Genomic DNA, 2,781 nt, shown 5'->3' with positions numbered 1-2,781 from the left:
GCGCCGCCAGGCGGTCCAATGCCTTCGGCAGGGCCGCCGCCGGTACCCACTCACGACCGGCGGGCGAGTGTCAGTACTGGCGCTGCGGGAGCGCGGCCTTGGCCGACGCCTGGTCGAACTCGGTTTCCTGGGTCTCGATGCGGGCGGGCACCTGCTCGCCGGCGGCGACCTTCTTGACCAGGTCCATCAGCTGCGGGCCGAGCAGCGGGTTGCACTCGACGATGTGGTTGATCTTGCCGTCGGCCAGCGCCTGCATGCCGTCCTTGACCGCGTCCACCGAGACGATCTTGATGTCCTTGCCCGGGACCTTGCCGGCGGCTTCGATGGCCTCGATGGCGCCGAGGGCCATGTCGTCGTTGTGCGCGTAGAGCACGTCGATCTTCGGCTGGGACTTCAGGAAGGCCTCCATGACCTCCTTGCCCTTGGCGCGGGTGAACTCACCGGTCTGCGAGGCGACGATCTTGTACTTCGGGTCCGCGGCGATGACGTCGCCGAAGCCCTTCTTGCGGTCGTTCGCCGGGGCCGAGCCGGTGGTGCCCTGCAGCTCGACGATGTTGACCTGGCCGGTGGCGCTGCCGAACTCCTTGGTCAGCCACTCCCCCGCCTTCTTGCCCTCGGCGACGAAGTCGGAGCCGAGGAAGGTCTTGTAGAGCGACTTGTCCGGCGAGTCGATCGCGCGGTCGGTCAGGATGACCGGGATGTTGGCGTTCTTCGCCTCCTTGAGCACGGTGTCCCAGCCGGACTCGACCACCGGCGAGAAGGCGATGACCTTGACCTTCTGCTGGATGTACGAGCGGATCGCGGAGATCTGGTTCTCCTGCTTCTGCTGCGCGTCGGAGAACTTCAGCTCGATCCCGGCGGTCTTGGCCGACTCCTGGATCGACTTCGTGTTCGCCGTCCGCCAGCCGCTCTCCGCACCCACCTGGGCGAAGCCGAGCGTGGTGGCCCCGCCGGACGAGCCGGACGAACCGCCACTCCCGCAGGCGGTGAGCAGCACGAGTCCGGCCGCCGCGGCCGCCGCGGCGGCCCATCGCTTCTTCAGCACGTTCACTCCTCGATCGACGATGATCAGTGGGGAAACCTGGGGTGGAACTCTGTGTCGAAATTGCTTGTTAGCGCTAACAATCCCTGCGGAACCACCGGTCCGCGCCGGCCGCCGCGCTACCGCGGTCCGGTGCTCTCGCGCACGATCAACTCGGGGACGACCAGGGCGCGCGCGTGCCGGTCGCCTCCGTCCATCCGTCCGGCCAGCAGGCCGAACGTACGCCGTCCGACTTCGATGAAGTCCTGGCGCACCGTCGTCAGCGGCGGCGTGAAGTACGCCGCCTCGGGGACGTCGTCGAAGCCCGCCACGCGCACGTCCCGCGGCACCGAGATGCCCGCTTCGGCGAACGCGCGCAGCAGGCCCAGTGCCATCTGGTCGTTGCCGGCGAAGACGGCGTCCAGATCCTTTTCCTTGGCGAGGGATCGCCCCGCCTCGTACCCGGAGCGCGAGCTCCAGTCGCCGCGGATCACCCGTGGCACGCCGACACCGTGGCGTTCCAGGGTTTCCCGCCAGCCGAGTTCGCGGTCGCGGGCCTCCAGCCAGTCCTCCGGCCCGGCGATGTGCCACACCGTGCGGTGGCCCAGCGCCAGGAGGTGTTCGGTGGCCCGGCGGGCGCCGTCGCGCTGGTCGACGGAGATGACCGGCACCGGTGCCGCCTCCCCGCCGCCGACCGCGACGACCGGGAAGTCCGCGGGCGCGGCCTCCAGGGCCCGGCCCGCGGTGACGTGCGGGGCGATCACGATGATGCCCTCGACCGCCTGCCGGCGGAGGTTTTCCACCGCGTCGGCGATCGACGACCGCCCCGGCCGGCTGACACTCGAGATCGTGATCGCGTACCCGGCTTCCCGGGCGGCGTTCTCGATGCCGTACAGCGTGCTGGCCGGACCGTACAGATTGGACTCAAGCGCGACGACGCCGAGCGTGCCGGTCCGCCCGGTGACCAGCGCACGGGCCGCGGAATTGGGCCGGTAGCCCAGCTCTTCGATGGCCGCGAGCACCCGGGCCCGGGTCTCGGGGCGCACCGGGCCGGTCCCGTTGATCACCCGGGACACGGTCATGTGGGACACGCCCGCCACGCCCGCGACGTCGGTCAGGCTGGGCTGCCGCGTCCCGGCGGCGGTCGCCTTGACGGGGCCGCCGGAGCGGGGTCGTTCGGCCACCGGCGTCCCCTTCCGTCCGCTCCGACATGGTCTGTGTCACCTGTTCCGGTGACGACGAGGAGTTAGTGTTAGCGATAACACCAGCGGGGTCAAGAGCGGGTCGCGTAACGGTCTAGTCACGTGGGCTTCACATGGGGATGGTGCTGGGTTCGGGGGTCCGACCTGCGGGGAGCTTCGTTTGAAATTCACCGGCTGGGGGTGGGGGGCGGTGTTCAAGCGCATGTTCGCCGGTGGGTGGGGGTGGTTAGCACAGGGGGTGGAGGTGGGACCGTTCAGGTGGGCGAACCGACCCTCTGGGTACGTGAGCCGACCCTCCAGGTACGTGAGCCGACCCTCCGGGTGCGGGAACCGACTCCCTGGTACGACCCTTTGGGTGAAAAGATTGTCCTCGCCGGACGGGCAGGCTCTGGGATGGCCTTGGGTTGGCTTGTTGTCTTGCCTTTGGCTGGGGGTCGCTGGGTGGTCATCCCGTCGCCTGATTGAGGCCTATCACTTTGAGCCAGGCCCGCAAGGTTGCGTTGTCCTCTTGCGTTTTGCTGTGGGTTGCGGGCCTGGCTCAAAGTGATTTTTGGGCCT

Annotated in this window: 2 protein-coding genes; both read right to left on the bottom strand. The window is 68.9% G+C overall.

Going from position 1 to position 2,781, the window contains the following annotated elements; genetic code table 11:
• Positions 1-70: 70 nt before the first annotated feature.
• Positions 71-1,051, bottom strand: a complete 981-nt coding sequence (locus tag AB0J55_RS45445; RefSeq protein ID WP_364264367.1) for an ABC transporter substrate-binding protein — start codon at positions 1,049-1,051, stop codon at positions 71-73.
• A gap of 110 nt (positions 1,052-1,161) precedes the next feature.
• Positions 1,162-2,205 carry a LacI family DNA-binding transcriptional regulator gene (locus AB0J55_RS45440; RefSeq protein ID WP_364264364.1) on the bottom strand — a complete coding sequence of 348 codons (1,044 nt, stop codon included), beginning with the start codon at positions 2,203-2,205 and terminating at the stop codon, positions 1,162-1,164.
• Positions 2,206-2,781 lie beyond the last annotated feature (576 nt).

The organism is Amycolatopsis sp. NPDC049688, assembly GCF_040674975.1.
In the GTDB taxonomy this organism is placed as follows: Bacteria; Actinomycetota; Actinomycetes; order Mycobacteriales; family Pseudonocardiaceae; genus Amycolatopsis.
The sequence above is the reverse complement of the archived record's forward strand: the minus strand, read 5'-3'. Positions and strand labels throughout refer to the sequence as shown.